This is a genomic window from Planococcus dechangensis (genome assembly GCF_042654465.1).
Lineage (GTDB): Bacteria > Bacillota > Bacilli > Bacillales_A > Planococcaceae > Planococcus > Planococcus dechangensis.
Window position 1 is genome coordinate 1,112,868 of the sequence record NZ_JBHSGL010000005.1, and the last position, 25,313, is coordinate 1,138,180.

28 protein-coding genes, 1 pseudogene, 1 riboswitch and 1 other annotated feature are annotated in these 25,313 nt (G+C 47.9%); of the genes and pseudogenes, 15 read left to right on the top strand and 14 right to left on the bottom strand.

Translation table 11 applies throughout. The annotated features are described in order from the left end of the window. Positions 1-533: 533 nt before the first annotated feature. The 3 genes from ACFO5U_RS08695 to ACFO5U_RS08705 all read right to left on the bottom strand — a co-directional run bounded on the left by ACFO5U_RS08695 (position 534) and on the right by ACFO5U_RS08705 (position 3,234). The gene (locus ACFO5U_RS08695; RefSeq protein ID WP_377278463.1) at positions 534-911 is read right to left on the bottom strand and encodes a hypothetical protein; all 378 of its coding nucleotides are present in this window, start codon (positions 909-911) and stop codon (positions 534-536) included. Positions 912-1,149: 238 nt separating this feature from the next. Then, a complete protein-coding gene (locus ACFO5U_RS08700) occupies positions 1,150-2,175 on the bottom strand; it encodes an acyltransferase (protein WP_377278465.1) in 1,026 nt (341 codons plus the stop codon). A gap of 96 nt (positions 2,176-2,271) precedes the next feature. Next, positions 2,272-3,234, bottom strand: a complete 963-nt coding sequence (locus tag ACFO5U_RS08705; protein ID WP_377278467.1) for a patatin-like phospholipase family protein — start codon at positions 3,232-3,234, stop codon at positions 2,272-2,274. A gap of 1,280 nt (positions 3,235-4,514) precedes the next feature. Between ACFO5U_RS08705 and ACFO5U_RS08710 the strand changes: the two genes are divergently transcribed. Further along, positions 4,515-5,258 carry a C40 family peptidase gene (locus ACFO5U_RS08710; protein WP_377278469.1) on the top strand — a complete coding sequence of 248 codons (744 nt, stop codon included), beginning with the start codon at positions 4,515-4,517 and terminating at the stop codon, positions 5,256-5,258. A 216-nt stretch (positions 5,259-5,474) separates the two neighbouring features. On the opposite strand, the gene ACFO5U_RS08715 is transcribed toward ACFO5U_RS08710, so the two are convergent. Then, entirely contained in the window at positions 5,475-6,023 is a 549-nt protein-coding gene (locus ACFO5U_RS08715; RefSeq protein ID WP_377278470.1) for a putative glycolipid-binding domain-containing protein, read from the bottom strand. Positions 6,024-6,453: 430 nt separating this feature from the next. Here ACFO5U_RS08715 and ACFO5U_RS08720 point away from each other — a divergent pair, with 430 nt between their 5' ends. After that, the gene (locus ACFO5U_RS08720) at positions 6,454-6,813 is read left to right on the top strand and encodes a GNAT family N-acetyltransferase (protein WP_377278472.1); all 360 of its coding nucleotides are present in this window, start codon (positions 6,454-6,456) and stop codon (positions 6,811-6,813) included. A gap of 129 nt (positions 6,814-6,942) precedes the next feature. Further along, complete coding sequence (locus ACFO5U_RS08725; RefSeq protein ID WP_377278474.1) at positions 6,943-7,320, top strand: VOC family protein; 378 nt, start codon at positions 6,943-6,945, stop codon at positions 7,318-7,320. Positions 7,321-7,375: 55 nt separating this feature from the next. On the opposite strand, the gene ACFO5U_RS08730 is transcribed toward ACFO5U_RS08725, so the two are convergent. Beyond that, the gene (locus ACFO5U_RS08730; RefSeq protein ID WP_377278475.1) at positions 7,376-7,750 is read right to left on the bottom strand and encodes a hypothetical protein; all 375 of its coding nucleotides are present in this window, start codon (positions 7,748-7,750) and stop codon (positions 7,376-7,378) included. 295 nt (positions 7,751-8,045) lie between these two features. Between ACFO5U_RS08730 and ACFO5U_RS08735 the strand changes: the two genes are divergently transcribed. Beyond that, positions 8,046-8,168 carry a hypothetical protein gene (locus ACFO5U_RS08735; RefSeq protein ID WP_377278477.1) on the top strand — a complete coding sequence of 41 codons (123 nt, stop codon included), beginning with the start codon at positions 8,046-8,048 and terminating at the stop codon, positions 8,166-8,168. A 100-nt stretch (positions 8,169-8,268) separates the two neighbouring features. Here ACFO5U_RS08735 and ACFO5U_RS08740 read toward each other — a convergent pair whose 3' ends face one another. The 4 genes and pseudogenes from ACFO5U_RS08740 to ACFO5U_RS08755 form a co-directional block, all read right to left on the bottom strand. Further along, complete coding sequence (locus ACFO5U_RS08740; RefSeq protein ID WP_377278478.1) at positions 8,269-8,709, bottom strand: hypothetical protein; 441 nt, start codon at positions 8,707-8,709, stop codon at positions 8,269-8,271. Positions 8,710-8,886: 177 nt separating this feature from the next. Continuing rightward, positions 8,887-10,899 (bottom strand): annotated as a pseudogene (locus ACFO5U_RS08745) (copper-translocating P-type ATPase). A gap of 184 nt (positions 10,900-11,083) precedes the next feature. After that, the gene (locus tag ACFO5U_RS08750) at positions 11,084-11,758 is read right to left on the bottom strand and encodes a response regulator transcription factor (protein WP_377278480.1); all 675 of its coding nucleotides are present in this window, start codon (positions 11,756-11,758) and stop codon (positions 11,084-11,086) included. After that, positions 11,736-13,139 (bottom strand): sensor histidine kinase, encoded by a 1,404-nt coding sequence (locus ACFO5U_RS08755; protein ID WP_377278481.1) that lies wholly within the window; start codon positions 13,137-13,139, stop codon positions 11,736-11,738. The genes ACFO5U_RS08750 and ACFO5U_RS08755 overlap by 23 nt, the downstream gene beginning before the upstream one ends. A gap of 573 nt (positions 13,140-13,712) precedes the next feature. Between ACFO5U_RS08755 and ACFO5U_RS08760 the strand changes: the two genes are divergently transcribed. Both ACFO5U_RS08760 and ACFO5U_RS08765 read left to right on the top strand, forming a co-directional pair. Then, positions 13,713-14,333 carry a YdhK family protein gene (locus tag ACFO5U_RS08760; RefSeq protein WP_377278483.1) on the top strand — a complete coding sequence of 207 codons (621 nt, stop codon included), beginning with the start codon at positions 13,713-13,715 and terminating at the stop codon, positions 14,331-14,333. Positions 14,334-14,461: 128 nt separating this feature from the next. After that, positions 14,462-15,973 (top strand): multicopper oxidase family protein, encoded by a 1,512-nt coding sequence (locus ACFO5U_RS08765; RefSeq protein ID WP_377278484.1) that lies wholly within the window; start codon positions 14,462-14,464, stop codon positions 15,971-15,973. A 50-nt stretch (positions 15,974-16,023) separates the two neighbouring features. Here ACFO5U_RS08765 and ACFO5U_RS08770 read toward each other — a convergent pair whose 3' ends face one another. Beyond that, complete coding sequence (locus ACFO5U_RS08770) at positions 16,024-17,268, bottom strand: MFS transporter (RefSeq protein ID WP_377278486.1); 1,245 nt, start codon at positions 17,266-17,268, stop codon at positions 16,024-16,026. A gap of 66 nt (positions 17,269-17,334) precedes the next feature. Further along, positions 17,335-17,580, bottom strand: a binding site (T-box leader). Positions 17,581-17,755: 175 nt separating this feature from the next. Between ACFO5U_RS08770 and ACFO5U_RS08775 the strand changes: the two genes are divergently transcribed. The 3 genes from ACFO5U_RS08775 to ACFO5U_RS08785 are packed head-to-tail and all read left to right on the top strand — an operon-like array spanning position 17,756 to position 19,081. After that, positions 17,756-18,310: a hypothetical protein gene (locus ACFO5U_RS08775; protein WP_377278488.1), complete on the top strand. Its 555-nt coding sequence runs from the start codon at positions 17,756-17,758 to the stop codon at positions 18,308-18,310. Between the two features lie 43 nt (positions 18,311-18,353). Next, positions 18,354-18,566 carry a DUF6366 family protein gene (locus ACFO5U_RS08780; RefSeq protein WP_377278490.1) on the top strand — a complete coding sequence of 71 codons (213 nt, stop codon included), beginning with the start codon at positions 18,354-18,356 and terminating at the stop codon, positions 18,564-18,566. Between the two features lie 29 nt (positions 18,567-18,595). After that, positions 18,596-19,081, top strand: coding sequence for a hypothetical protein (locus tag ACFO5U_RS08785; protein ID WP_377278492.1), 486 nt, complete (start codon positions 18,596-18,598; stop codon positions 19,079-19,081). Between the two features lie 67 nt (positions 19,082-19,148). Here the strand turns inward: ACFO5U_RS08785 and ACFO5U_RS08790 are convergent, their stop codons facing one another. The 4 genes from ACFO5U_RS08790 to ACFO5U_RS08805 form a co-directional block, all read right to left on the bottom strand. Then, complete coding sequence (locus ACFO5U_RS08790) at positions 19,149-19,523, bottom strand: hypothetical protein (RefSeq protein ID WP_377278494.1); 375 nt, start codon at positions 19,521-19,523, stop codon at positions 19,149-19,151. A 25-nt stretch (positions 19,524-19,548) separates the two neighbouring features. Further along, on the bottom strand, positions 19,549-19,740 hold the full coding sequence (locus ACFO5U_RS08795; protein ID WP_377278496.1) for a hypothetical protein: 192 nt from the start codon (positions 19,738-19,740) through the stop codon (positions 19,549-19,551). Between the two features lie 116 nt (positions 19,741-19,856). Next, entirely contained in the window at positions 19,857-20,453 is a 597-nt protein-coding gene (locus ACFO5U_RS08800) for a restriction endonuclease (protein WP_377278498.1), read from the bottom strand. A gap of 128 nt (positions 20,454-20,581) precedes the next feature. Further along, on the bottom strand, positions 20,582-21,199 hold the full coding sequence (locus ACFO5U_RS08805; RefSeq protein WP_377278500.1) for a YczE/YyaS/YitT family protein: 618 nt from the start codon (positions 21,197-21,199) through the stop codon (positions 20,582-20,584). Between the two features lie 96 nt (positions 21,200-21,295). Between ACFO5U_RS08805 and ACFO5U_RS08810 the strand changes: the two genes are divergently transcribed. The 6 genes from ACFO5U_RS08810 to ACFO5U_RS08835 all read left to right on the top strand — a co-directional run bounded on the left by ACFO5U_RS08810 (position 21,296) and on the right by ACFO5U_RS08835 (position 25,182). Then, positions 21,296-21,748: a MarR family winged helix-turn-helix transcriptional regulator gene (locus ACFO5U_RS08810; protein WP_377278501.1), complete on the top strand. Its 453-nt coding sequence runs from the start codon at positions 21,296-21,298 to the stop codon at positions 21,746-21,748. 21 nt (positions 21,749-21,769) lie between these two features. Next, complete coding sequence (paiA, locus tag ACFO5U_RS08815; protein ID WP_377278503.1) at positions 21,770-22,282, top strand: spermidine/spermine N(1)-acetyltransferase; 513 nt, start codon at positions 21,770-21,772, stop codon at positions 22,280-22,282. A gap of 18 nt (positions 22,283-22,300) precedes the next feature. After that, a complete protein-coding gene (locus tag ACFO5U_RS08820) occupies positions 22,301-22,915 on the top strand; it encodes an FMN-binding negative transcriptional regulator (RefSeq protein WP_377278505.1) in 615 nt (204 codons plus the stop codon). 66 nt (positions 22,916-22,981) lie between these two features. Beyond that, a riboswitch (guanidine-I (ykkC/yxkD leader) is annotated at positions 22,982-23,077 on the top strand. Positions 23,078-23,509: 432 nt separating this feature from the next. Next, complete coding sequence (locus ACFO5U_RS08825) at positions 23,510-23,851, top strand: DMT family transporter (protein WP_377278506.1); 342 nt, start codon at positions 23,510-23,512, stop codon at positions 23,849-23,851. Beyond that, positions 23,851-24,165 (top strand): DMT family transporter, encoded by a 315-nt coding sequence (locus tag ACFO5U_RS08830; RefSeq protein ID WP_377278508.1) that lies wholly within the window; start codon positions 23,851-23,853, stop codon positions 24,163-24,165. Before ACFO5U_RS08825 ends, ACFO5U_RS08830 begins: the two co-directional genes overlap by 1 nt. A gap of 120 nt (positions 24,166-24,285) precedes the next feature. Next, positions 24,286-25,182, top strand: coding sequence for a 3-hydroxyacyl-CoA dehydrogenase (locus tag ACFO5U_RS08835; RefSeq protein WP_377278510.1), 897 nt, complete (start codon positions 24,286-24,288; stop codon positions 25,180-25,182). Positions 25,183-25,313: the final 131 nt, after the last annotated feature.

Below are 25,313 nucleotides of genomic sequence, written 5' to 3' on the forward strand. Positions count from 1 at the left end.
TTACAAAAAATTGAAACTATTGTAATGATCTATATAAACAATGAGAGTTTACACAATTTACAGGCGGTTGAAAAGTCACCTTTGGGGCGTGAGGATGTGATTAGTTTAGGTGAGATGGACGGTAATTGGTTTCTTAAATAGATGCGAGGCAGCGAATAAGGTTTAATATGTGGAAATGGGAGGCTTGGTATTTTAACATCATCTGAAAAGTCGCTGCCCTGCTTGGGGTTGAGCTTTCGCAGTGAGCCAAGAAAAGCACTTGTCTCACTGCTTCGCTTCACCCGTATGCGCTGGGCAGCTGTTAGATTTCATTGAGTGTCGTATGTGGAGTGGCATCTACTTCTTTAGCTTTCGTCCGCCGGATGGGGAATCGCTTCCTTAGAAGGGTATTAGGGAACTTGTTTGATGACCCCCAAAAAAAACGGAGCCCAACCTAAGGGAGATTCGCAACTCAAGCCTCTCAGTTAAATTCCACATAAAAAAACCCTGCACACGGCAGGGCTTTTCGACTTTATAGCTACGATCAAACGGAGTTAATGCAAAATGCTTTTCAAATCATCTGTCTGTTTTGTTGTCAGCCTGAAAAATTCTTGATTGTCTTTCAAAGACATGACGCCTCGTTCGTTGGAAAGAAACGCATGGCCGCTTTCGTTGTACCAGACATAGCGGCGCACTTCCGACTCGTTGTCATCGGGGTCGTCGAGCTTGAAAAATGCTTGGGGTTCCATCGTCAAGCTATCGAGCGAATCCACTTGCTGTTCGTTATGCAAGATGACACGCAGCCGGTTGATGGACGAGGCGTCCGTCAATTCTTTCTTATAATGAATCCCTTCTGTCGAACCATCTGCGAACGGCACTCCTACACTGATCACTTGGTTGTTCGAACACGCCGAAAGCAGTACCGCCATCATTACAACAATTACAAGCCAAATCGATTTTTTGATGCTACCCCTCCTATTTCCCAAAAACCCATCGAGTATTCCATATAAACCCATTTTACCATAGTTTAAATCTGAGTTGGGTCTATATTTCCAGATAATTCATTTTTTTCTTCTTTAATTTCACATTGACCCAGACGCTGAAAGGCCGGGTTTATATTTTTCTTTCGTTTCTGTAAATAATTGATCGATGCCGTAGCTTATCTCTCACCTACGGGACAAGACGTCGTACAAATGGTGTCTTCTGCATGACCCGGATGACTGCATACGACAGGATAAAAATGACGATCCATGACAGCGGTACGCCGATCCATACGTTGATGGTCGTTTCATTGAAATCAAATAAGCGATTCAAATAGGTCTGGATTAGCGGGTGGATAATGTAGATGCCGAATGTCGCGGTACTGATGCGCGTGACAAGCGGTGTCGACTTAAGCTTCGTGCCGAGCTGCTGGAACGCCACGAAGACAAAAAGCGAAATGAAGATCGCGTGCGGGTAATAATGCTCGTAGTAGAAGGCGTCAAAATCGCCCGCTTCCCGCCCGGTATTCGCTATGACCGTCCCCCATAGCGTCACCGCATAGCCAATAGCGGCGAGTATGCCGAGTGTCGGCAGCCAACGCTTTGGCAATGGGAACATGACCAAATAGGCACCGAGCAGGAAATAGCCGATATACGGCGCAAACATTTGCCCGGCAAAGGCGAACTCATAACCGGTCGCCCGCGTGAAGATCGGCGCTGCGGCCGAGAACAAAAACCAAAAGGCGAAAAAGTAATGGAACATCGTCTTGTCCATATGCTTGACGAGCAGCCGCAAAAAAGGCGCCATCAAGTAAAGGCCCGTGATAACGTATAAAAACCAAAGATGATAATAAATGCCGTCGGATAAGAACAAGCCGGCCATTTGACCGATCGTGTATTCCTCACCGAGTTGATAGATATTGTAAGTTAAGTACACCGCACTCCAGAACAGCAGCGGCAAAAGGACTTTGCCGAGGCGCTTTCTGAGGAATTCGCCGATCCGTTCGTTGCTGTCGCGCGTCAGCAAAAGCGCGCCGCTCAGCATGAAAAAGATCGGCACGCACCAGCGTAGTGCGCTATCGATCGCGTTAGCGTAATGCCATTCCCAATCGGCTGTAGTCGTAGAGTTGATGATTTTCGAAACGACGTGGACGCCGACGACCGTAATAATTGCGACGACGCGCATCCAGTCCATATAGCCGTATCTTCGTGCCATTGGGTTGACCTCTCTTCTATTATGATGATTCCTCGCTTATCTTACCCGAGGCTTGCATGTGTTACCACGACAATCCCATTACATCTTGTTAACAATTTATAACAGACGGCATAGCTGGTCGAGTTCAGTGCTTTGTTGGTCAATCATTTTGGCACCAAGTTGTCTGAGACGGGCCAAGTTTTCTGCCGTCACGTTGTCGAGCTGTTCGATGCCAGAGTCGTTCGCCGGCAGCATTTCCTGGAAGCGGTAGTAACGTTGAAGTTCTCCGTCGCTAGCGAGTACATGCCTCAGCTGGTGGTCGACTGAATCAGAACTGCCGTCCATCATGACTTTTAGGATCGAACGTGCCCAGCCGTAATGAAACCACGCTTGCAGCCCCGTGACATCAATTTCACGCTGCGCTTGTCCGGTGCCGAGCGAGACGAGCAGGAAGTCATCGCTTTCGCTGTACATATCAAGCCCTTCTGTATAGGCGCACATGCCCGGATCATTGGCGAAGACGCCGCCGTCGATGAATGCGGCTTTCGGGTAATCCGGGATGGTTGCCGGCGCAAAATAGCTCGGCGCAGCGGTAGCGGCACGGATGATGTGGCGGATTTCACTGTCGGGCGGCCGTTCGTCGAGCTTGGAAAATGTGCTTTTGAAGAAATGCGCACGGCGTCCGTGGATGTCGTAGCTTGGGATGACGGCCGGCTTAAGTAAGTCGGACAGTTTGAGTTGTTCGAAATAGATGTTTAATACGTGTTCGAATTCGCGGTGGTTGTATTGCGTATGGAGGAACCGTCCGGCAAGCCCGAATGCGCGGTGAAGGAATGATTTGCGGAACATGCTTTCAGCTTCTTTTTCGTAGAGCTTGAGGATGTCGTTGGCCGAGTAGCGCGGCTTTTTGCCATTGGGAACAAGCAAACCGAGCGCGAGAATGGCGCCTGTGGATGTGCCGACAAAGATGTCGAATTGTTCGGCGACGGGTTTGCCGGTACGCCGTTCCAATTCACAGAGCATCATAGCGGGCAAGATTCCTCTTATGCCTCCACCGTCGATCGACAGGATTTTCTTCATGTTGAACGCCTTCTTTCTATATAAATGAAAATCGTTGAGGTGAGTTTGAAGATGATTCCGTATTGGAAATGGTTTGTGTTTGGTGGATATCGCTTGGCGCTTTGGGCATTGCTCCGCCTAGCCCTTGGACGCGCCGGCGCTTGGATGGTTCATCGTTAGGCGGATGTGTACATGTGATTTCGTTGTTGGATAGCTTGTATTGGAATGTTGCATGTGAGAATGCTCCCAGCGCTTTGCGCTGAGTCGCGGTGTCGCCGTTTATCGAGGCTAGTTAGCTTTGCGTCTGGTGTCGTTTCTTCTATATGAAGCGATTCATATTTGGTGGATTCCGCTTGGCGCTTTGGGCATGGCTCTGGCAATGAGCCGAGGAAACCGTCCGTCTCATTGCTTCGCCTGGCCCTTGGGCGCGCCTGCGATTGGATGGTTCATTGTTAGGCGGATGTGTACATGTGATTTCATTGTTGATTCGGATTTGTGGTAATGATGCGTGTTAGTTTGCTCCCAGCGCTTTGCACGGAGTCGCGGTGTTTGTTTACTTTGAGGAAATCTCCATAGCTGTTGGGATCTGGTACATGCAGCTTTCTCAGATTGTCGAAAATGCGGGTAAACAGACTTTCTTCTATAAGAAAGAACTCATTGAGATCGGGTGGATGGTGCTTGGACTTGCCTGGGGTGGGTCATTGTTAAATGATTTATTTGTTATAGGAAGAGTCTGTTGTTAGTGAAATTGGGGCAAAGGCAGCCATGTACAACCAAATACTGTACTTGAAAACTAGCCATTCCCTAAGATCTTGCATATGTAGTAGTCCATATACCCTAAACCCGTGTCTTTCATGCAATGAATGGATTGTTACAGTTGTGTAACAAAGTTTTATCGGTATAATTTTTGATTTATCTAATAATTATATGATAATTTCAGTGTAAAATGCGCCGTTAAAGTACTCTTTGACCCGATTTGGAAATAAAAGGTTTTATATTTTAGTGAATGGATGTTCACTTTGTAATAATTAGACGACTCTACTAGAAGAAAATGCAGGCTAATTCCCGTTTTTAAAAGAAATAAACATAAGATGTAAATTATATCCACCTTTTAAACCCTTGCTATGACTGGTTTCATGAATCGTTATTCATTTGTAATATTCCTGTAACCTAATTGAAATTGGATAGACATTGTTTTTGATAGTAGCAGTCTATATAGTAAGTGGCAGAGCAAAATAACATTATTCTTTATATCTGGATAACATAAATTTTTCAAAAAACCAATCGGAGGTACTAACACAATGAAAAAAGTTTTCTTCACTTTATTCGCCGCAGGATCACTCGTATTTGCCAACTCAGCTACTGACGCCCAGAACGCCGTGCAAGCACAGCCACAGACGCAAGTAGCCCAGGAAGCTTCAGAACCTGCTATTGTTCAGGTATCTAGCAGCGCTTACTCTTTCAAATATGCAACAAACGTACGCAGAGATGCTGGCACAAGCCATAGCGTCATCAAAGTCGCTCCTAAAGGCGCATCAGCAACTGTAACAAATACAGCTAGAATCGGCAGCGGCACTTGGCACAAAGTCCGTACTTCCGGTACACACGGTTGGGTACACTCTTCACTATTAGTGAAATCATCTGGCTCTGGCGTTGTCCAGGCATCCGCATCAACATCATCATCAAGCGTTTCTTCTTCAGCTGTTGTTTCAAAAGCACTTGCACTTAAAGGCGTTCCATACCGTTTCGGCGGCACAACTCCTGCAGGCTTTGACTGCTCTGGATTCATCCAGTACGCGTTCAAACAAGCTGGTAAAAACGTTTCACGCACAACGCTTTCTCAGTTTGCACAGTCTACAACTGTTTCTAACCCGCGCCCAGGAGACTTGGTCTTCTTCGCGAACACGTACCGTCCAGGAATTTCACACGTTGGGATCTTCATCGGGAACAACCAGTTCGTTCACTCTGGCGGCGCACGTGCTGAAGTGAAAAGCTTGAACGACCCATACTGGGGCAAGAAATTCCACAGCTTCAAGCGTTTCTAAAACCAAACTTATGATTCAGGGAGTATCCGAAATCTCGGGTGCTCTTTTTTTGGATTTTTTTAACTGAAGATGGCGCTGCTCGGCCCGGTTATCAGTGAGACCTATACTATATGAAGAAACTCTTCATTAGAAAAACGATTGCGATATCGATCGAAGCAAAATAAAACCCCTCAGTTTATGCCGCTGAGGGGTTTCGCTAGTTCTCTTCTGTACAAGCTAATATCGTCTTGTGAACAGACCCGGATAGTTGGTCACCAGTCCGTATTCATCCACCGTGATCACGGACTGAAAGTCGCCCGACCGGTATTGGAATGTGCGGGTTTCTTTGCCGTCTAGCAATATGTAGGTTTGCCGGACTTTTCGCACGGCCATCAATGGCACTTGTATGTAGACCATCTCGAAGTCTCGTGCCTGACCTAACTTCCAATCATAGCGGTTGATCGGCAAGGAGTTGGTGAACGGCGTGGCGGAAATATCGATGTCGATCGCTCCTGTCAAAGCGTCCATCCGCTTGCCGTTTTCATCTATCCATTCGCTTTGCCTTGTCGAAATCAGATGTAATGCTGTGCCTTCGCTTTGCATATGGACGTGTTTTATTTTCCACTTGAGGTCCAACTCCAGCTGATAGTGCATTTCGATAGGACCGCTTTCGCCGATTGTCATGACTGTGCTGTTGATATGGATCGCTTGTTCCGCCATTGACAGCTTCAACAGCTCACAGCCGAATGTGTCCCGGTTTTCCCACATGACCCTGCTTGAGCCCATTTGACTGCACCTCCCTTAGGTGATGATGACTGGATGTTTTTCACTTTTATCGAATGAAAAAGGAAATAATAAAATAGGTCACCATTCCAAGGATAAAGTAAAGCGCTAGTTTCGGTTTTCTAGTCATGGGTGAGGTCTCCTTTATGTTGAATTGAATAAGATCTACTTTTATATACAGAAAGTTTAGAAAATTACGACCTACCTACTTTACATTGGCTTTGTTTTTAGGTATTCTGTAGCTATAAATAGTGTTATGGTAGTGTATTGCAGACGATAGTGCTGATGATAACGCCATAAGAATCAAAGATTCTTGTGGCGTTATTTTCATGTGTAAAAACGACTGCAGCAAGGTAGAGATAAAACGTTCAGCCCTCTTTCATTGTGGATGTTAGGGTCGTATCAACCAGCTTAACAACCGGGAGGCTAGGAGATGTTGATAAAATACAAGAACAGTTACCGCAAGATCGCCATGGGCTTGTTGTCGTTTATGCCGAGCGAACGGGATTTCAAGCAGCTGCAGCAGACGATCAAAACCTATGAGGAAGATCCGGATTGGCAGCTTTATCTATGGAAACGGGATGAGGATTGCATTGGCTTGATCGGCATTAAGCTAAACGAGCAAACCTTCACTGTCCATCATGCGGCGATCAGCCCTTCTTTCCGCAACGAAGGTCTCGGGCACCTTATGATTGAAAGCGTCCGGGAATTGCAGGAGCCGCTCGCCATGTGTTCCACGCATAAGACGAAGGATTTTCTTGAAAAGTGTTGGGAAAAGCAAGTGCCGTTCTAACATCCTGTGAATGCGCTGGGTGTTTATTTGGACTGCCATCCAGTCACGGGCAATCCCGAACTTATAAACAGGCGGCAAACAAGGACCTGGTCACGGAAATTATATCTTCGGAATGGGAGATGATGACAGATGATTTCGAAAGTCGGCCAAGTGATGGTGTATGTGCACGACCAAGACGCCGTACTTGAATTTTGGACCGAGAAATTAGGCTTTACGGTCATGGCGGATGAACAACAGGACGGCATGCGCTGGATTGAAATCGCGCCGCACAAAGATGCTGAAACGAGTATTGTGCTCCACGACAAAGATTTCATCGCCAAACTGGATACGGGCTTGAATTTGGACACCCCGTCGCTATTGTTTTATACGGATAATTTTGAGCCGCTTCATCACGAATTGATTGAGCAAGGCGTAACCGTCGGCGAGATCGTCGAAATGCCGACCGGCCGGACCTTTAATTTTGCGGACCCGGAAGACAATTATTTCGCGGTCAGGGAGATGGCGTAAACTTTTGAAATGACAAGGTTACATGAGAGAATTGCCACTTAGGCAGTTCTCTCTTTTAGTTGTTTGTCGACAATTCAAATGTCTCGACTTGCCCGTCCCATTTGATTTCCACTTGGATGTCGTCGCCTCTTTGGACAACTGAACAGCCGTCGCATGCACTTCTGCCGATGTTGACGGTGCCGTCAGTGGTCATGACATTTCCGCTCACTTCGCTCGAATTGGAGGAAATGGTATAGATGATCGTTTCAGGCGCTGGGCCTTCTCCGGTGTACCGAATCGTGCCGGTCGCTTCTTCGCTGTTTTGCTGCGAGATGTCGACGACATAATTCACGTCCCAATTGTCGCCGCTTCCTTTAAATTGATAGCGGTCTCCTTCGACGCAACCGCTCAGCACAAGTAGCAATACCCCTAGCAATGCCAGTTTCTTCATGAATTTGGCTCCTCTCTCCAAATGAAATGACGGATCGTTTCGTTGCGAGCCGCAAAGAGTTTCATACATTTTTAATAATTATTAGATAATATTGAAAAATATGGTTATTATCAGTGTAACTTAGTTAGCCAAAATAATCAGTAGAAAATGGCAGTTTTTTGTTAGTCAAATATGTTATAATTGAGTCAATAAATTATCATATAGTCATTTCATTCTCAGCTTGCTGAATTTGGTTGGCTGATGCCCCCTCTCTCACCATTTTTTACTATACATAAACTCACGAGGAGGGGTTCTGATGAAAGCCAGCAAGCTAATTCTAGTGCTCGCAGCAGCCGTATTCGTGCTGTTTGGCTGTGGTGATGACGACAAGGAGCCGCAGTATGGAGTGACCGAGCCGGTGGTAGAAAGAACCGCTTGAATGGCTCAAATCCAGATGATGCCATCGAACGGAAAAAGAGGACAAAGCGAAAAACGCTTTGTCCTCTTTTCGTTTATTTACTTATTGAATGGATTGTTCTTTAAGAACGTGATGCGTTATTTCCGCGGTATTCTTTGCGGATCAAAAACAGTGCGTGATAGCCGATCAATACTGGGCCGATGATGCCGCTGATCGGGATGATGTCGAGGGCACTGCCCCGCTCGAACGTCAGCATAATGATGCCGACCGCAAACATCAAGTACAAACAGAGTTTGATGAGATAGGACTGGACGTGTGAGCGGCTGTGCATGCGTTTGGCGACATAATCGACGCCGTAAGACACCGGAATGCCGATCAGGACGAAGACCAAGGTCGCGAATAAGATGAGCAGCGCGGTGGATTCAAAGAATTGCGAGGAAAAAGTGACCGCTCCGGTTTGTTCTGTCAACACCGGACCGAATGCATCCAAAAATAAGAAGAATACGATCGTCATGGGCACTGCGATTAATACGCTTAATAGTCTTTGGGGCAAACTGTTCACTCGGGATCCTCTCTTTCTTGTTAAGCGTCAACCATCGGTGCACACTAACTTCAATAAGTTAACTATATCCTGTTTTCGAGATATTTCATACGATTATTCATTGCTTTATGCAAAAAAAAGCGCCAACCCGTTATGGAGTTGACGCTTTTGTTATGCCTGTCTTCTATAATAACTGATTTATGCTTTCAGCAGTTTGGCATTAATGGCGACGATGACGGTGCTCAGGCTCATGAATACCGCGCCGATCGCCGGACTGACGATGATGCCCCACGGTGCCAAAACACCAGCAGCGAGCGGGATAGCGAAAATATTATAGCCCGTCGCCCACCATAGGTTTTGGACCAATTTACGATAGGTTTTCTTCGATAAATCGATGAGCGACACGACATCATTGGGATTGCTCTTGATGAGAATGACGTCTGCCGTTTCCATCGCCACATCGGTGCCGGCGCCGATCGCGATGCCGAGGTCAGCGGTTGCGAGTGCCGGTGCATCGTTGACGCCGTCTCCGGTCATGGCAACACGCCACCCTTTGTCTTTGATTTTCCTGATTTGGTTCGCTTTGTCATCCGGCAGCACTTCTGCGTATACTTCATCGATGCCGAGCTGTTCGGCGACCCAATTGGCGACTTTTTGGTTGTCCCCTGTCAACATGATCGACTGGATCCCTTTTGCCTTTAATGCCGCGACTGCTTGTTTCGCCGTATCGCGCACCATGTCGGCAAGTGCGATCATGCCGGCGAGTTTATCATCGACCAACACGAAAATAACGGTTTTGCCATGAGCGGACAGTTCATTGAACAGCTCTTTATCATACGGCAAGTTTGTAGCTTTGACGAAGCCTGGACTGACGGCATTGATTTTCCGGCCGTTTACGCGCCCTTCAATGCCTTTGCCGGTAATCGATTGGAAATCCGTGACGCTGTCGATCGGTAAGTTTTGCTGTTGGGCGGATTGGACGATGCCTGTTGCAATCGGGTGCTCGGAATTTTGTTCGACCGCTGCGGCCAATTGCAATACTTCATCTTCTGTAAAGCCTTCGCTTGCGATGATGTTGGTGACACCGAATTCACCTTTCGTCAACGTCCCGGTCTTGTCGAAAACGACCGCATCAAGATGGCGTGCACCTTCAAAGTTAGCGCGGTTGCGGATCAGCAAGCCTTGTTTTGCTGAAATCGAAGTCGATACCGCGACAACGAGCGGCGCGGCGAGCCCAAGCGCGTGCGGACAGGTGATGACCATGACCGTCACCATGCGCTCGATAGCGATATCGAATGAATAGCCGAGTGCAAGCCACGCAATTAAAGTCGCGAATCCGGCGACGAGAGCCAAGTAAAACAGTCATTTCGCTGCGCGGTTGGTCAAATCCTACGTTTTGGATTTCGATTCCTGCGCTTCTTTGACCATGGTGATCACTTGAAACAAATACGAAGCTTCCCCAGTTTTCTCGACTTCCACGACGAGCGAGCCTTGTGTATTGACCGACCCGCCAATGACCTTGTCCCCGTCTTCTTTCTCCACTGGTATCGACTCACCGGTCAACATGGATTCATCGACTGCCGACCTGCCATCGACAATGATGCCATCCACAGGGATTTTTTCGCCTGGCTTGACCAATACCCAGTCTTTGTGGCGGATGTCCGACAGCGGCACGTCATGGATTTCATTGTTGTCGCCAATCCGGTGGGCTTCGTTCGGCATCAATTTGACCAATTGCTCGAGCGCGTTCGAAGCCCCCATGATCGAGCGCATTTCGATCCAATGCCCGAGCAGCATGATGACCACCAAAGTCGCCAGTTCCCAGTACAGCTGATTGCCGTTCCAGCCGAACACGACGACGGTGCTATAGCCGTAGGCGATGGAAATCGCCAGTGCGATCAATGTCATCATGCCCGGTGTTTTGTCTTTCAGCTCCTGGATACCCCCTATAAGAAACGGCCAGCCGCCGTAGAAAAAGACCACGGTCGATAGTGCGAACAGGATATATAGATCGTTGTCAAAACGCCAGTCGACGCCGAGAAAGTGTTGGATCATCGGCGACAGCGCCAAAATCGGAATGGTCAACACCAGCGAGATGAAAAATCGTTTTTTGAAATCTTGTACCATGTCTTCGTGGCCGCCGGGTCCGTGATCGTGGCCATCGTGTCCTGAGGTGGTTAATGTGCCCGGATCATGTGCATGCGAGTCCATGTGATCGTCAGTATCGCCATGCGGATGGCTTTTGGTATTGTCGTGCTTTTCCATTGCGACTCACCTCTTCGTCAAATTCTCTGTACATTTAACTCCATTATAGAAACTAACTATCGAGAAATTGTCGAGAAATCGTAAAACAAACCCGCCATCTAGAATTGTTCCGGATGGCGGGTTCGTTTGTTTAATCGGCTTCGTTGATCCATTTATAGCCGAGTCCCCATACCGTCAGGAAGTGTTTGTCTACGGGAAAGCCGGATTGGCGGATTTTTTCTCGGACGTTGCGCACGTGGGAATCGATCGTGCGCCCTTCCGTTTCTGAGTTGTAGCCCCAAATGAGCTCGATCAGCTGGTCACGTGTGAACACTTTTTTCGGATGCTTCAATAGTTGGCCGACCATGAAGAATTCTTTCGGTGTCAACTTGATCGGCGTGTCGTGATAGCTCAGTTCAAAGCGTTCTTCGTCCCATTTCAAGCCGTTCACTTCAATGAGTTTTTTCGAGGTGCGCCTGAGCAATGCTTCGATGCGGGCGAGCAGTTCGGCTTCATTGAACGGCTTAGTGATGTAATCATCCGCTCCGAGCTTCAAGCCTTTGACGATGTCTTCTTGCTGTTCGCGCGCCGTCAGCATAATGATTGGCACATCGGAAAAACTGCGAATTTTGGCGCATAGCTCCCAGCCGCTGACGTCCGGCATCATAATATCGAGCAGCACGAGGTCAAACGGATTTTGGTTCAGCTGGTAAAGTGCTTCGCTGGCGCCTTGCGCTTTTGTGCAATGGTAATTGTGCGGCGTCAAATACAAGGCGAGCAGATCGAGCATGCGTTGCTCGTCCTCAACTAACAGGATTTTGTGCATGCGCGTCCCTCCTTCCTAGTGTAATGGTGACTGTCGTCCCTCTTCCCGGTGCACTGTCCAGCGCAATGGCGCCGCCGTGCGACTCGACGATTTCTTTGGCGATCGCGAGACCCAATCCGCTGCCTCCGAATTGGCGGGAGCGCGATTTATCGACCCGGTACAGCCGTTCAAAAACGAACGGTAAATCATCCGCCGGGATGCCTTCGCCCTGGTCGCTGATGCGGATAGTGGTCGAATCGTCGTCTTGTGCAGCTTGCAACAATACTATGCTGTGCGGCTGTGAATGCTTGCGCGCATTATCGAGGATATTGAGCAGCACTTGCTGGAAGCGTGCCGGATCAATATACGCATGGATGTCCGGGTCGCACAACACCGAAATGGAGATTTGTTTGTCGTCGAATGCCGGGTGCACGAGCCCGATGACCGAGTGGAACAAGGCGTCGAGCGGCACCTTTTCTTTATGGATGGAAAATTGGTTCTGGTCGAGCTGCGCAAGTTCGAATAATTGCTGAATCAGTTTCGTCAGGTTGGCGGTTTCTTCCTGGATAATGCCCAAATACTGTTGTTTTTCCTGCTCGGAAATGCCGGGACGGCTGGCGATATCGGCATAGCCTTTAATATAAGTCAGCGGTGTGCGCAGTTCGTGTGAAATGCTCGCTAAAAAGTCATTGCGCTCATGCTTCAAGCGGTCGAGGTCTGTCGACAGCCTGGTGATGGCATTGGCCAGTCCTCCGAGTTCGTCGTTGCGCTCGATATTGAGCGTCACGTCGCTCTTGCCGGTGCCCAATTGTTCGGTTGCTCGTTTCATGCGGATAAGCGGTGCTGTGATAAAACGCGACAAGAAGAAAATGGTGATAACAGTCAATGCGAGCGTAATGAGCCCGCTGATGAGAAATTGATTGCGCAGCCGATCGACCATCTGCTTGATTTGGCTCGATTCGGCAAACATGAAGACGTGCCCCATATGCTCTTCCCCGACGGTAATCGGACTGTCGGTGGCGATAAAGCGTTTTTCATTCCAGCGATCCTCAAGTACTACGCCACCTTGTGGGATGTCGTCGTAGTCGGTATGTTGCAGCACGTCGAGCATTTCCGGTTCTACCGTGTCCGAATGGGTCAATTCATTGCCGGCCGCATCGGTGATGATGACGATGAAATCAGAAGCAGACTCCATCATGGCGACGTGCGACAAGGTCGAAGCGTCAAAGCTGTCTTCGAGCACTTCGCTATGGGTGTTGCCGCGCGCGAGCAAGTTCGACATCACTTCGTCAACGCGTTCATTGACGTAAGTGACATAAAGCGTCGCAAACAAAAAGATTTCGATGCTGACAATAAAGACAAAAAACAATAAGCCGATTTTCAATGCCAGTTTGTTTAACATAGGCTCCCTCTTTCGATGTATAGGCCAGTGTGGTGCAGCCGGTTCCGTCTTCTTGTTATGTTCTTGCTGGTGTTGGCGATGTCCTGCCTTTTTCAGGAAAGAGCATTTCTTCTTAGTGTAGCGGAAAAGTTTGGATTTTTTGTGCAGTTGTGGTGATTTTCAGGTGAATGCGTCATGTGAACGCATTCTTTTCAAACTGTCACGCTTCCTGCATACATTTTGCATTAGTTGTGGGTAGTTTAAAGAGTAGGCTGAGCTTTTGGGTGTATAAATTTTAATGATATTCCGCAAAACCACTCCGCTTTCCTGCGGGCGAGCGCCAAGCCTCCTCAGAAGCTGCGCTTCCTGTGGGGTCTCGGCTGTCTCGCTTTCCCGCGGGAGTCTCCGTGGTTTTGCTCTATATCTTTGATCATCAGTTCACTGATAAATCTTTGGTTCAACTTATATAGTATCTTTATAAATATACTCAAAGCTAACATGGTGGGTACTCATTTATCGAGAAACTACTTTGCGGAGTATAAAACCAAACACCCAAAAGCTCTATAATATATTTACAGGAAAGAGGGATTGAAGATGGCGAAAAATAAATTGATGATGTCGGCTTTATCGGTGGTGGCGGTTGTAGGTTTGAGCGCTTGCAATACAGACGACACGCAGACGGACATGAACGAACAAATGGAAGAGAATATGGGTCAGGATTCAGAGGACATGAACGAGCAGATGGAAGAAAACATGGATGATGATAGCCACATGGGCATGGACCACTCGGGTTCTGGTGAAGTGCCGGACGATTTGGTAGAAGCACAAGACCCGCTGTATGAAGTCGGCAGCCAAGTTATTATCGAGACGGATCATATGCAAGGCATGATGGGTGCGGAGGCAACGATTTCCGGTGCTTACGATACGACTGTGTATGCGGTCAGCTATACGCCTGAGGGCGGCGGTCAACCTGTAGAAAACCATAAATGGGTGATCCATGAAGAACTAGAAGATGCACCGGGTGAACCTTATGCTGTCGGTGATGAAGTCGTGCTCGACACAGATCATATGCAAGGCATGAAAGGCGCCACAGCAACGGTCGATTCAGCAGAACAGACGACGGTCTATATGGTTGATTTCGACATGATGGGCGGCGGCGACCGCGTCATGAACCATAAATGGGTGACGGAAGATGAATTGTCTCCAGTCGAATAATCGCTAAGTCAGCATCTATTGTCCACTGGCGTCCAAAGTTCCTTCTGTTATCAATAGATTGCTGCCAACTTTCTTGGTTTTCATTTTCGAATTGACGAAAATACTGCAATTGAAGGAAGCGACGAAAAATGAAAAAAGCTATATTGACCTCATTGGTATGCAGCTTGGCGTTATTTGGCTGCAGCGCTCTGGAAGATGATCGACCCATGCGGGATTCACCGATGAACGACGGCCATATGCGCGGCGAAGACGCCGATAATCGCGGCCCGGGGGGCATGAACAATCGTGGGATGGGCGGCATGATGAATCATGGCATTGCTCCTCTCCTCGATTCATCACAAGGCATCAATGAGCTGAGCATCCCCCCAGTACTTGAAAAGCAACAAGGCGAAGAGTTTGATTACGAAGTCACCGCTCAACAAGGCAGCACTGAGTTTTTCGAAGGAATTCCAACGGACACGTATGGCTATAACGGCGATTTGCTGGGCCCGATCATTCGTTTGCAACAAGGCGAAAGCGTCGACGTCAAAATCACCAACGATTTGGATGAACCGACGACATTCCATTGGCATGGCCTCGAAGTTCCCGGCGATATAGACGGCGGCCCACACGGCGAGATTGAGCCTGGCGCAAGCCAGATCATCACTTTAGAAGCCGACCAGCCTGCCGCTACGTTGTGGTATCATCCGCATGTCCACGAAGCAACGGCCGAGCAAGTGTTCAAAGGCTTGTCGGGCATGCTGCTCATTGATGAGCCGACGGATTCGGGGCTTCCGAATGACTACGGCATTGACGACATCCCGCTCATTTTTCAGGACCGGCTATTTGATGAAAATCTGCAGCTGAATTATAAACGGCTGATGGATATCGACGGGACGATGGGCGATATTTCCATGGTCAACGGCACGCTCGACCCGAAACTGACCATCACCGAACCCGTAATGCGTTTTCGGCTATTAAACGGCGCTAATGCCAGAAACTACACGTTCCGGTTGAGCAATGGCGCCAGCTTTACGCAAATCGCCTCTGACGGCGGCATGTTGAAAGAGCCTGTCGAAACCGATACGCTGACCTTGGCGGCATCTGAACGCGCGGAGATTCTCGTCGATTTCTCAACGATGACTGAGGAGCAATCACTAGCGCTCATTGATGACGAAGGCGCGGAATTGCTGCCCTTTGATGTAGAGCTTGGTGATTCTCCTGTCGATTCGGCGGAGCTGCGAACCGCCGATGAACCTTTTTTAAGCGAACAGGAACGGGCGATGCCTGTCACCAAGAAAATCGAGTTGTTCGGCATGGCAGAGATGGTGACGATTAACGGAAAAACATTCGATATGGACCGCATCGATTTGCGTCAAGAGCGCGGCGTAACGGAAGTGTGGGAAGTGTACAACAAGCCGGATATGATGGGCGGCATGATCCACCCTTTCCATATCCACGGCACCCAGTTCAAGATCATTTCCCGTGACGGCAAAGAAACGGCACCGAACGAGCAAGGCTTGAAAGACAGCGTGCTGGTCGAACCCGATGAACGGGTGAAATTGCTCGTCACGTTCCCTGAAAAAGGCATTTTCGTTTTTCATTGCCACATTCTAGAACATGAAGACAATGGCATGATGGGGCAAGTGGAAGTGTATTGAATAGGAACAAGGCAGAGAGTAGAAAGTCGCTCTCTGCCTTGTTTTCGTTGCTAGCTATTTTGTGCTGGAGTTAAGGCGGCGCTTTGTTCTGGAGAATGCTTGTAACTGATCCCCCACAGCACAGCGGAGATGGCGAACATGACCGCGGTCGAGGCGATGACAACCGGCTGGACGGAAAGCCATTCGGCGCTGATGCCGATGATGGCGGTCATGATGATGATCAACAGCGCTTCGAGCAGGCTATAGACGCTGACGGTTCTGCCCATGACGTCGACTGGGATATTATTTTGCGTGAAGGTGTGAAAGCCGGTATTGGCGAATGCAAGGGCAAACGCCAGGAGGAAAAAGCCGATCGCAGCGACGGCAAACGAACCCGATAAAGCATAGACGATATAGCCGAGTGACACCATTACCGCCCCGCCGCCGATCAGCGTCGTGGTGTTTAATTTTTTCGTGAACACGGCATTGACGATGGCACCCACAATAATCCCCGCTCCTGCAACGCTCACAAGAAACCCATAGTCGCTGTCTGTGAGACCGAGCACCGTTTTGGCAAATGTCGCTTCCTGTGAGTCGATAGCGCTCGTCATGACCATCATGCTGCAGCTGAACAAGAAAAAGATCAGCATGACACTAGCTGATTTTCGGCTGAAGCTCAAGACGCCGTATAAATCTTCCCGGATCATTTTCCAGGACATGCGCTCGCTCGATTCAGTGAGCGCACCTTGATTCTCCAACTTCGGCATAAAGCCGAGAATGACAGCAGATCCGAGCAACGCGGCCGCATTGACATAAATCGCTGTCACCGGCGTGCCCATCATGAACAGCACGCCCGCGACAGCCGGACCGATCAAAAATGCACCGGAATCGATCAGGCTGCGGAACGCATTAAAGCGCTGGCGCTTGTGTTTCGGAATGAGCTTGGTGATATAGGTCATCGACGCCGGCTCAAACATCGAACTTGCCATATGGATAACGAGCACGAACCCGTAAATGAGCCATAATGACGTGGCGAACGGCAGACACGCGATGAGCAATGCCCGGAACACGTCGAGTGCGATCATCAAATTGCGCTGGCCCACACGATCGATGACGCTGCCTGCCCAAAAATTCGTCAATAAAGTCGCGACCGGTTTAACGATGTACAGCCCCGCCACAGCAAGCGGCGATCCTGTCATATCCAACACGATCAAATTCAAGGCGATCAAATACACCCAGCCGCCGAAATTTGCGATACCAATACCCGTCAGCAACCATAGCGGCTCGCGCCATTCATTGTTTCTTCCTCTTGCCATCATAGCCACCACCACTCTCCCCTGTATTTTTGGGTAAACAAAAAATCCCGTTCCCAAGACGTTTGTCTTGGGGACGAGATTTTTCAATCGTGGTGCCACCCCTGTTCGCGCATATGTCACCATATGCACCTCATTCGGTACAATCTTTCTATACCTGAGCTCTATAACGGGAGCTCCCGTCACACCATCCCCAACCGGTTCCTGTGTGAAGCTCAGAGATTTGTTTCAGCTGCGCCCTTTTGCCCCGTTCCACCACCCCGGAGCTCTCTGTGAAAAAGATACGCCGCCTACTGTTCTCTTCATCGCGCTGGATTTTGATTTTTATTAGATTATCACAAAAGGTTGAATTTGGTAAATAGTAATTTTCGGTGAAAATCACCAGGAATGTGTGATGATTGGAAATATTTCGACGGCGATGAAACCTTTTTGAATTTAATCGGTATACTCTAGTAAAGGTAATTTCAGGAAGATTGAAAGGGATGGTGTTATGAGGAGGAAGTGGCTTGCCAGAGCAGTGTTGATTTTATTTTTAGGGGCTTGTGCTGTCTGGTATACGAACTGGCAATACCCGATCCGTGACGACGAATCGGCAGTTCAATTGGGGCTCAACGAATGGCACAGAGATACTGCTGCTACACCTGAAGTCTTTAATGTGATCAGCACAACCCAACTCGGCGAATCTTCATCTCATATCATTTTATATGAAACCACCTCTAATGTAATCGGCTACGCCCGAATGATCAAAGGCTGGAACGGCCAGTTCAAAATCACCGAATCAGGATGGGGACAGAATGTTTCGTATCACGGCATCCAGACAAATCACGGCATATACGGCATGTTAATCGGCACTAATCCCGGTCTCCGGCTCGACCATGTCACTGTCGAATCGACGGACGCAGACTTTCGCTTTACCTCCGAGCTGCCGCAAGAGTATGTCTTCCTGGTATACGAGAAATTGCCGGATAGTGTGAACTCCGCCTTTCCTGCCGATTTCACTTTTTTTGATGAAGCAGGCGAAGAAATCGAACCGGTGCTTGAATAGAAAAAATCGCTTGTCACGAAAATCATGAATTGGAGGCGTTCCTATGTCCAAGCAGAAACCGCAAGAGCAGCGTGAACGGTTGTCGAATGAAGAACAAAAACGCAATCCTTCAGGCAATGTCAACGACTCGATCAACCACACGCAGAGCGGCATGCCGAATACAAAAGGTATGGGCTTGAAGGAAATCGGCGGCGTTATTTTGTTATTGCTGATTATTCTCGTTGTTTATAGTTTGTACCAAGTGTTTTTCGGCTGAGTGTGCAGGAGGAAAAGGAGTGATCCGAATTGAAGAAGTTGCTTGTTTTAATGGTGATTCTAGCCGCCTTAGTCGCAGCAACATTTGTCTTTTTGAAGTTCAATCCCCCATTAGTAATCAGTACACTGGTGTCCAATGATGAGCGGCCTTCTGTCATTGTCAGTATCGGCAATAAAGGTTGGACCGATATCCAGTTACTGGACGTTGCGGTGAATGACCATGAAACGCCTACTGAAGCAAAGGTTCAAATGAGCAATGCCCCGCAAGGCTTTACCTTACTCGATGATTTTCAAGGACAATTGGCAGAACAATATGGTGTTGTGGACATTGACGAGGCCGTCATCAAAACAGGCACTGAGCCGTCTTTGATATTTGCAAAGCAAGATAACGGAACGGCTACAGAAGCAGACGAAATCTATGGCATCAGCATCAATCATGACGAAGACATTCATACCGTCCACATCAAATATAGCTATTTTGGCATTTCATTATTTGAAGAGGTTGATATGCCATAAATTCTATACGACCTATATGGAAAAAGCGCCGTTCCCACTGGGGTTGCGCTTTTTTTATGCATATTTATTATTCCTCTTTTAAAGTGAATGTCTCGGTCTGCCCATCCCATATGATCTCGACTTGTATCGGCGTGTACTCTTGGATAGTCCCGCAATTCAAGCATCCATCTCTGTCGAGTGACACGACACCGTCTGTCACCGGAATGCCAGTAGCGGATTGGCTTCTTAATATCGTGCCCATCGAATAATCGATCATCTTCGGAGACGGATCCGCTCCCGTATAGGTGATTGAGCCCCTTACTTGCTGGCTGCCGCTATTTGCAACGACCACTTCGTAATCCATGCTCCAGTTATCACTGCTTCCTGAATACTGGTGTTTTTCTCCGCTGATACAGCCGCTTAATAAGAAAAGAATCGCAAATAGTAAAAAGACCTTTTTCATTTCAAGTATCCCCCTTTTGCCCTCATCATTCTTCTTTTTGCTCCACCCGCCAAGCGATGAACCTGACAATCTCACCGACAAAAAACGCACCGAGCACCCAAGGCACCAAGCTGTATCCCGCGCCGTCTGCAAAAACCCCTGCTATGACTAATGCGATGACAACGCCAATCAAGAAGGATAAGTGATACGCTTTGTTTTCTTGTAAGTATTCTCTCACTTGGTTTCCTCCCTCTGACACACTCGATTCATTAGCTCTTAACAGTTTCTTGAATATGCAATGGACTTTCTTATTGTCAATTCACCAAAAATCCTTAATGCAAATGTTAAAGGTAATTATCTTTTCTTTACATCATTATTTTCATGTATTGACATTGCTTGATCAGAAGTCTTCTCGTCTTGTTTTTTCATTTCTAACATCCACTTCATTAGCAAGGTCCGGTCCACTAATTGGACTTGATTGGATTGAGCAAGCTTTCTTGCCGGTTCCGTATAACCGCTATTTGTCACGACCCAACATTCATCTGCTCTATAATGTTGTTTAGCCGAAGCAATTTCTTGTACAGCTTTTATCCCGACATTCTTTTTATAGCGTTTCGCTTGTACGATCGTTTTTCGGCCGTTTTGAGAGAGTACCAGATCTGCTCCATAATCACCTGTAGCAGGTGTTAATCGAACTTGGTAGCCTCTCTCTATGAATAAAACACGGAGATACTCTTCGAATTCTTTTCCTTTCATTTTATCCACTTCAAGTATTCCAGATTTTTTTAGTTTCTGTTTTCTTATAACATTCACAGTTAATGCCAGTACGTATGAACCGACTACAAATAATCCAACAATCCCAATCAAAAGTGGCTCCGCCATTGCGATATTCCAAAGCATACCAATTCCGATCAGCAACCCTTCCGTAAAACCTTCAAGAAACCCCTCCATTAACTACTCCCCCATTTTCTTTAAAATCTTTTATCTGAATTAAATATACCAGAAAAATCCATATTCAAGATAAAAATAAAGAGAGCGTTAACTTTTTTAATTTACAAATCAATTTGTTGCAAGACCTATCAAGGAACCACTGAGCTTTTCGGCAACAACACACGATCCAATGTTCTCGCGGTCACCGGCATGAACGCATTCAAAATGAGCCCGCCGAGACAAACTGTCAGCACCGTCCCGACGCCGATCGGGCCGCTGAACACAATCGCCAACATTAAAAACCCCACATAAATAATGGTTCTCGAGACGAATAGATTGGTTTTGGTCAGTTCCTTCAAGATCAGCGTCAAGTGGTCGACCGGTATCGGCGCGAAATTGGTATGCAGGTAAATCGCTGTGCCTAGGCCCATCACTAGCAGCCCCGCTCCGAAAAACAGCGTTTGGCTGTAATATTCAATCGGCGTGATGCTTCCGCTCAATAAAAAGAGCCATGAATCGATGCCGATGCCGACAATAATCGCCGTCACGATGCCGAGCACTTCAGGCCTTTGTCTTTTGAGCATTGCGTTGCAGCCGATTAAGACCGCAGCAACAATGACTTCCCAGCTGCCGACTGTCAGACCGACATTGACGGCGAGCCCGACCAATAAGGCATCGAATGGTGAGGTGCCGAGCTTGGAGAGAATCATCAACGCAATACCCATCGACAACAGCACCAGCCCTAGCACATAGAAAAGATATTTCATTTTTCCACTCCTCCTTATTGCAAGTTCCGATCTCTTTCTGTACACTCATACTAAATCTTTTTTATTGCATATGCAATAAAATTAAGGAGTTATCCGATGGCAGAAATTCTCCGCGAAATCGGCATGATCGCCCGTGCCTTGGATTCCATCAGCAATATCGAATTCAAGGAACTCGAGCTGACAAAGGGGCAGTATTTATACGTCGTGCGCATTTGCGAAAACCCCGGCATCATCCAGGAACAATTGCTCGACCTCATCAAAGTCGACCGCTCCACCGCGACGCGTGCAATACAAAAGCTCGAACAGCATGGCTTTGTTGAAAAGCACAACGACCCTGACAATAAGAAAATCAAACGGATCTACCCGACTGAAAAAGCACGACAGGTCTATCCCCTCATCATCCTGGAAAACAACTACTCGAACAATGTGGCACTCAAAGGATTTTCCGATGAAGAAACGGTGCATGTTCTAATCTACTTGCAGCGCATCCGCAAAAATATCGAAACCGATTGGGAGTCCGTCAAAAAAGGCAATAAGCGCGAATATTAATCATCAAAGGAGCGAATTTTCATGGCTGTAATTAAACAATGCACCGCAAGCGACGCCCAGCAACTGCAAGACATCAGCATCCTGACCTACAAAGAAACATTCGATGAGCATAATAGCGTAGAAAACATGAATGCTTATCTAGAAGTTGCTTATAATTTACCGAAACTGGAAAAAGAACTGGCGAATCCGAATTCATACTTTTATTTCGCACTCGTCGACACTGAAGTAGCCGGCTATTTGAAACTGAACACGGATGCCGCGCAAACCGAACCGATGGACGGTAAATCAATGGAATTGGAGCGCATTTATATCTTGAAACGTTTCCAGAAAAACGGCGTCGGGAAAGCGTTGATGGATAAAGCGCTTGAGATGGCGGAACAACTTGGCAAAGAGAAAATTTGGCTCGGCGTGTGGGAGCATAACGACAACGCGAGAGCGTTTTACGAGAAAAAAGGCTTTGTCGAAACCGGCAGCCATTCGTTCTTTATGGGCGACGACGAGCAAACCGATTTGATTTTGACGAAAACACTTTAATCTGGAAGGCGGTCTACCATGTACATTCCAAAATATTATCAAGTGAATGATCCAGAAGAAGTTCGGGAGTTTATTCAGGCGAATGCGTTCGGCACGCTCATCACGACGCGAAAAGGCCGGCCGATTGCGACGCATCTTCCCTTGCAGCTAAAAAAAGAAGGCGAGCACTATTTCCTGACGGGGCATTTCGCTTATGGCAACCCGCAATGGCGCACGATTGAAGAAACCGATGAAATTCTCGTGACTTTTCAAGGGCCTCATGCCTATGTTTCCTCTTCGTGGTATGAACAGAAAAATGTGCCGACATGGAATTACCAGGCGGCACATGTGTACGGCACTGGGCGCTTAGTGTCGGAAGAGGAATTGCGCCAGGATTTGGTGACGCTATTGGAAACGTATGAACAGCACCGCGACGAGCCGGTGTTGTGGGATACCTTGCCGAAAGAAATGCTGGAACAGGAAATTAAAGGCATCGTCGGGTTCAAGATGAAAATCACCGAGATTCAAGCCGCGTATAAATTGAGCCAAAATCGCACACCGCAGGATTACCAGAACGTCATTGACGGGCTGAGAACTGAAGATCATCCCGCTTCGTGTGCACTAGCCGATGTCATGGACAAGAGGCGTCCGTAGCTTGCGAACCCTTTTCGCTTGAAGTGAACGTCCGTTTCTTATATAACTAGAGTTAATTGAATTACAAAAAAGGTTTTCTAGGGTTCCGCAGCACAGCTGGACTGGTCCGAGAGAAAACACACAGCTCCGGCTGTGACACGGAGGGACAAAAGCCTGGGAGAAACTGTTTTTACAGTTCTCCTGGGCTTTTTATTTTGAAAAGTATTAAATGTAACTATAAGTTTCACCAGCAGATGTTTTACAAAGCCACTGTGAGCAACTATCTTGAGTCATGTTAATTTTGTTCTTGCGACTTAATTAACCCGCAAGAACAAGCGGAGGGCGGCGACTAATGAGCAAGCGAAAGGTACTTGAGCTTGCTCATTTGCGACGCATCTGCCTTGCAGATGTGGGAGCAGCTGCGCTTTGAATTGATCCATTAGCGAACAAGAAGCGGCTGAAGCTATGGCCCTGGCAGCTGGCACCGCGACGTCCTGTCGCTCCAGCTGCATGACCCACATCCTGTGGGCCCGAAAGCGTCCGCCCGCAGCGATTTCAGTAGTTGCATCTACTTTTTAGTTTTTTTTACTTTATATATTATTAGGAGGAAATCCAATGAATCTTCAATGGGGAAAAGTGTTTATCGCTGCGCTGTTTGAGGTGGCGTGGGTTGTCGGGTTAAAGCATTCGGATTCACTGGGCGATTGGTTGATGACGGCCGTTGCGATCATCATCAGTTTCACCTTGCTGATCGATGCGGGGAATAAATTGCCGGTCGGCACGGTCTATGCGGTGTTTGTCGGACTTGGTACGGCGGGCACAGTCCTGTCGGAAATTGCGTTTTTCAATGAACCAGTCAGTGTCGCGAAACTGGCAATGGTCGGCATTCTATTGGCCGGCGTGATCGGCTTGAAATTGGTGACACCGGATAGTAAACCAGAAAGAGGCGAAGCGTAATGGCATGGATTTCACTGATATTTGCAGGGATTTTTGAAATGGTCGGTGTGGCAATGATCAATAAATGGCACCACGACCGCAAATGGCAGTCGCTCGCCTTGCTCATCGGCGGGTTTGCGGCAAGCTTTCTGTTTCTCGCCTACGCGATGGAAACATTGCCAATGGGCACAGCGTACGCCATCTGGACCGGCATCGGTGCATCCGGCGGTGCGATCATCGGCATGCTGTTTTACAACGAATCCAAAGACTGGCGGCGCATCTTGTTTATCGCGATGGTGCTCGGGTCTGCGGTCGGCTTGAAGCTCATCTCGTAATTATATTGGCGAAATCCCCTCTCTTCCCCTACTATGAATAATAGAGATACTTGGCAGGAAAATCCTTTTCTGCCAACACAACGAGACTCGCATCATTCTTTCAAAGGGAGTGGGATCGGAATGGATTTTAAGAACATCACAGTCGCAGGAAGCGGCGTATTGGGCAGCCAAATCGCGTTTCAATCGGCGTATCACGGATTCGACGTCGCGGTGTATGACATTAGCGATGAAGCGCTGACGCGTGCGAAAGAACGTTTCGAAGTTTTGAAGGGGCATTTCAAAAAAGACTTAAAGGCGACCGAGGAAGATCTGGACGCAGCGATCAACCGCTTGTCTTTCTACACGGATTTAGGGGAATCCGTAAAAGACGCGGATTTGATGATCGAAGCGGTGCCCGAAGTGCTCGACATCAAAAAAGAATTTTACACCAACTTAGCGAAAGTCGCACCGGAGTCGACAGTCTTTGCGACCAATACCTCGACGATGCTGCCAAGCACGTTTGCGGAATACACGGGACGCCCGGAGAAGTTCCTGGCATTGCATTTCGCTAACGACATCTGGCGCAGCAATACCGCAGAAATCATGGGCCATGGCGGCACGGATGAAACAGTCTTCAATGATGTCGTTGAGTTTTCCAAAGCGATTGGCATGGTCGCCTTGCCGCTCCACAAAGAACAACCGGGCTATATTTTAAATACGCTGCTCGTGCCTTTTTTGAATTCGGCACAGTATTTGGTCGTCAACGGCATCTCGGACCCGCATACGGTCGACAAAACGTGGATGATTGCCACAGGCGCCCCGAGAGGACCATTTGCCATACTCGACGTCATCGGCATCAACACGCCGTATCATCTGTCGGTCGCCAAAGCTAACGCTGGCGATGCGGAAGCGGCAAAAGTCGCGGATTATTTGAAAACGGAATTCCTCGATAAAGGCCGGATGGGCATCCAGAATGGCAAAGGATTCTATGATTACCCGAACCCGCGCTATTTGGATAAGGATTTTTTGAAAGAGTGAGAGATGAAACCCCGCATTTCCTTGTGTCAATAAACACATGGAAATGCGGGGTTTTGTGTTTTGTACTTCTTTTCTCCGTGATTCAACATAGCTAAACAAGGAAATTAATGGAGATCCTCCCCTTGTTCCGG

Coding starts and splice junctions, on each gene's coding strand:
- ACFO5U_RS08695 (WP_377278463.1), bottom strand. CDS start 911: ATGATGGCGGTACTGCTTTCGGCGTGTTCGAACAACCAAGTGATCAGT.
- ACFO5U_RS08700 (WP_377278465.1), bottom strand. CDS start 2,175: ATGGCACGAAGATACGGCTATATGGACTGGATGCGCGTCGTCGCAATT.
- ACFO5U_RS08705 (WP_377278467.1), bottom strand. CDS start 3,234: ATGAAGAAAATCCTGTCGATCGACGGTGGAGGCATAAGAGGAATCTTG.
- ACFO5U_RS08710 (WP_377278469.1), top strand. CDS start 4,515: ATGAAAAAAGTTTTCTTCACTTTATTCGCCGCAGGATCACTCGTATTT.
- ACFO5U_RS08715 (WP_377278470.1), bottom strand. CDS start 6,023: ATGGGCTCAAGCAGGGTCATGTGGGAAAACCGGGACACATTCGGCTGT.
- ACFO5U_RS08720 (WP_377278472.1), top strand. CDS start 6,454: ATGTTGATAAAATACAAGAACAGTTACCGCAAGATCGCCATGGGCTTG.
- ACFO5U_RS08725 (WP_377278474.1), top strand. CDS start 6,943: ATGATTTCGAAAGTCGGCCAAGTGATGGTGTATGTGCACGACCAAGAC.
- ACFO5U_RS08730 (WP_377278475.1), bottom strand. CDS start 7,750: ATGAAGAAACTGGCATTGCTAGGGGTATTGCTACTTGTGCTGAGCGGT.
- ACFO5U_RS08735 (WP_377278477.1), top strand. CDS start 8,046: ATGAAAGCCAGCAAGCTAATTCTAGTGCTCGCAGCAGCCGTATTCGTG.
- ACFO5U_RS08750 (WP_377278480.1), bottom strand. CDS start 11,758: ATGCACAAAATCCTGTTAGTTGAGGACGAGCAACGCATGCTCGATCTG.
- ACFO5U_RS08755 (WP_377278481.1), bottom strand. CDS start 13,139: ATGTTAAACAAACTGGCATTGAAAATCGGCTTATTGTTTTTTGTCTTT.
- ACFO5U_RS08760 (WP_377278483.1), top strand. CDS start 13,713: ATGGCGAAAAATAAATTGATGATGTCGGCTTTATCGGTGGTGGCGGTT.
- ACFO5U_RS08765 (WP_377278484.1), top strand. CDS start 14,462: ATGAAAAAAGCTATATTGACCTCATTGGTATGCAGCTTGGCGTTATTT.
- ACFO5U_RS08770 (WP_377278486.1), bottom strand. CDS start 17,268: ATGGCAAGAGGAAGAAACAATGAATGGCGCGAGCCGCTATGGTTGCTG.
- ACFO5U_RS08775 (WP_377278488.1), top strand. CDS start 17,756: ATGAGGAGGAAGTGGCTTGCCAGAGCAGTGTTGATTTTATTTTTAGGG.
- ACFO5U_RS08780 (WP_377278490.1), top strand. CDS start 18,354: ATGTCCAAGCAGAAACCGCAAGAGCAGCGTGAACGGTTGTCGAATGAA.
- ACFO5U_RS08790 (WP_377278494.1), bottom strand. CDS start 19,523: ATGAAAAAGGTCTTTTTACTATTTGCGATTCTTTTCTTATTAAGCGGC.
- ACFO5U_RS08800 (WP_377278498.1), bottom strand. CDS start 20,453: ATGGAGGGGTTTCTTGAAGGTTTTACGGAAGGGTTGCTGATCGGAATT.
- ACFO5U_RS08805 (WP_377278500.1), bottom strand. CDS start 21,199: ATGAAATATCTTTTCTATGTGCTAGGGCTGGTGCTGTTGTCGATGGGT.
- ACFO5U_RS08810 (WP_377278501.1), top strand. CDS start 21,296: ATGGCAGAAATTCTCCGCGAAATCGGCATGATCGCCCGTGCCTTGGAT.
- paiA (WP_377278503.1), top strand. CDS start 21,770: ATGGCTGTAATTAAACAATGCACCGCAAGCGACGCCCAGCAACTGCAA.
- ACFO5U_RS08820 (WP_377278505.1), top strand. CDS start 22,301: ATGTACATTCCAAAATATTATCAAGTGAATGATCCAGAAGAAGTTCGG.
- ACFO5U_RS08825 (WP_377278506.1), top strand. CDS start 23,510: ATGAATCTTCAATGGGGAAAAGTGTTTATCGCTGCGCTGTTTGAGGTG.
- ACFO5U_RS08830 (WP_377278508.1), top strand. CDS start 23,851: ATGGCATGGATTTCACTGATATTTGCAGGGATTTTTGAAATGGTCGGT.
- ACFO5U_RS08835 (WP_377278510.1), top strand. CDS start 24,286: ATGGATTTTAAGAACATCACAGTCGCAGGAAGCGGCGTATTGGGCAGC.